Below are 2,051 nucleotides of genomic sequence, written 5' to 3'. Positions count from 1 at the left end.
CGCTCGGCGTCGACTCGGTGCCGCTACACCCGGCGAGCAGTCCCGCGCCGGCGACGGCCCCGCAGTACCTGATCGCGTCGCGTCGCGTGCCAGCGAGCCGGTCCGCGTCTCGTTCCATGCGGTTTAGGCCACCCTAAAGGATTAAAGCGGTTTCGAATCTTAGGCGAACCTAAACGGTTACTGCGTTCGTCGATTCCGTGCGAACTCCGGTACGAAGGCGAGCCGTACGGTCTCAACGGGTGGATCTGGTGTGTGCGTTCCGTCGGCGACTTACCGCGACGCGTCCCCGACGAGAACAGATTTTGTATATCGGTATTTAGTTTATCTGCCGCCGAACGCCCGAACCGTCTCGAACGAGCCGTCGGCGATAGCGGCGGCGATCCCGTCGGTATCGGCGTCTCGGGGCACCTCGTGGGGATACTTCCGGGCGAAGTACCGGAGGAGGTTCTCGACGTCGCGTTCGAGGAACTCCCGGGCGTTCTCGTGGTCGACCGACACCGCCTGCGGCCAGTCGAAGATCGTGACGCCGCTCTCCGCGACCGCGACGTTGTGTTCGGAGGCGTCGGCGTGGACCCAGCCCAGGTCGTGGGCGGTCGCGAGTTCGCGTAAGATTAGATCGAGGACGCCGACCGCCTGCTCGGGGTCGAGCGACGCGCGCGACAGCTCGACGCCCGCGAACTTCTCCATCACGATGGCGTGGCGGTTGTGGTCCACCGGTCGCGGCACGCTCACGTCGGGGTACAGTTCCTCCATCGCCTCGTACTCGCGTTCGGCGGCCTTGCGGGCGGTATAGAGCCACGAGACGTGGTCGCGGTCGGCGGTGTACTCGCGGTCGCGGTTCACCTCGCGGAAGTTGGTGTACCCCTCGCGGTGGTACTTCAAGGCGAGCGGCCGGAACGACTGCGCCTCGTACACGTCGCCCTCCTTGCCGAGGCCGAGCGGCGATCCCACGCCGTCTATCGTCTCGCGCTCAGCGAACGTTCGGAGCGCGAGGGCGTCGTACCCCTCGAAGGTGAGCTGATACCCCTCGTACTGGATCGTCTTCCGCTCGATCAGCTCCCGGTCGAGACACCGGTCGATGCGGTAGTCGACCTCCTCGCGCGTCAGGTCGGCGTAGTCCGGGAGCTTGTCGCGCCGGACCCACTCCGAGAAGCGCATTCCCTGCTCGACGCCCGAGAGGAGGTAGAAGTCCTCGGGGTCAAGCTCCGCCATGTCGCCGGCGACGTTTCGCACCATACGCGCCCTTACTCCGGCGAATCCTAAAAGGGGCGTGCGTTCGGTGAGAGGACTCGTATAGTACATAGCGCGATACCAAATTGTCTATGTAGTTGAGACTGGCTGTCTCAACGCATATAGTGACAGGGACCGGATTGCTTCAGCATGACTGGCCTCAATCGACTGTCCTACGGGAGTGCGAATTCACTGCCTGTTTAATGATAAACTTCCTCTTTAAATAAGGGGTGAAAATTAAACATTGGGGGTTTTGACTGTGTAGCAAGGAGTCATCAACATGATTCCCTCACGTAGCGCTGTATTCGGATTCGTGATGGGTATTTCTCTCCACATATGAATTCCAACTCCAAGAGTGTCCTTGACGATTCAACTATCGTCGTCGTCGGCGATACGGCGTGGATAGCCGCGTACACCGAACAACTCGATGTCCAGTATGACGCGATTGTACAGTCAGTCTCGACAGCTACAGCCGCGCAAGAAACACTCCACGAAACCACCGTCGACTGTATCGTTACCGACTACAGTCTCCCCGAAACTACCGGTATCGATCTCGTCCACGAGATTCGCGACACAACGACGACACTTCCGCTGATAATGGGGACAGCGGACGGAAGCGAAGTCGTCGCAAGTGAGGCGATCCAAGCCGGTGTCACCGACTACATCGCCGTTGCTGACCCACCCGAGGAAACCGTTCCTAATGCGCTACAGCGAACCGAACAAGCTCTCCGAGACGCCCAGCGGTCGGCAACCGAGCGTGAGCGTGCGCGACAGTTCGACACCATCTTCCACGATACCAGATCGGCAACCTGGGTACTCGA

2 protein-coding genes are annotated in these 2,051 nt (G+C 60.8%); one reads left to right on the top strand and one right to left on the bottom strand.

Going from position 1 to position 2,051, the window contains the following annotated elements; genetic code table 11:
- Positions 1–321: 321 nt before the first annotated feature.
- Positions 322–1,236, bottom strand: coding sequence for a serine/threonine-protein kinase RIO2 (locus tag BN903_RS07210; protein WP_048077082.1), 915 nt, complete (start codon positions 1,234–1,236; stop codon positions 322–324).
- Positions 1,237–1,566: 330 nt separating this feature from the next.
- Here BN903_RS07210 and BN903_RS07205 point away from each other — a divergent pair.
- On the top strand, positions 1,567–2,051 hold a 485-nt coding region (locus BN903_RS07205; RefSeq protein WP_048077081.1), incomplete at its 3' end, for a response regulator.

It is taken from the genome of Halorubrum sp. AJ67, from assembly GCF_000513435.1.
This window is presented reverse-complemented; position numbering and strand designations above follow the sequence as displayed.